The organism is Caballeronia calidae (assembly GCF_900044055.2).
Classification (GTDB): Bacteria; Pseudomonadota; Gammaproteobacteria; order Burkholderiales; family Burkholderiaceae; genus Caballeronia; species Caballeronia calidae.
The window spans coordinates 1-529 of sequence record NZ_FCOX02000370.1 but is presented as its reverse complement, the minus strand read 5'-3'; the positions used below and the strand labels follow the sequence as shown (position 1 = coordinate 529).

The 529-nt window shown below is 59.5% G+C and carries 1 protein-coding gene; it reads left to right on the top strand.

All coding sequences use genetic code 11. The features are described 5' to 3' along the window. Positions 1-56: 56 nt before the first annotated feature. The coding region (locus AWB78_RS43085; protein ID WP_062613391.1) for a type IV secretion system protein at positions 57-529 on the top strand (473 nt) is incomplete at its 3' end.

The following is a 529-nucleotide window of genomic DNA, read 5'->3' as shown; positions in this document are numbered from 1 at the left end:
AAAACGATCAACCGAATATCCCGCGAGTCGAGCGCAAAGCAATCACGCGAGCGGAAATGGACGCCTACCGAAAAGAGCGCGGCAGCGCCGAAGTCGACCTGCTCGACGAGGTCTTGCTGTCGCGTCGGCGTGCGTGGCAGGTCACCGGGGGCTTTGCAGCGTTCGCGCTGCTCGCGTGGCTGGTCGCGGGCGGCACTATGCTGCGCTACGCGCAACCTCTGCCGCAATATTTACTCACGCTCGACAAGTCCACGGGTGAGCTTTCCCAAGTGTCCATCGTCACGCAGGATATGGGCTTTGGTGAAGCGACGGACCAGTATTGGGTATCGCAATTCGTCATTCACCGCGAAGCCTATGACTTCTATGCTGGGCAAACCGATTACGACTTTGTGCGCCTGACAGCGGCGGGGCAAGTGGCCGACGACTACCTGCAGCAGTATCGCGGCACGAAACCCAAAGACAAGGTGCTGGGCGACTCGGAAAGCACGTCGGTGCACATCAATTCCGTCATTGTCGACACCAGGCATCG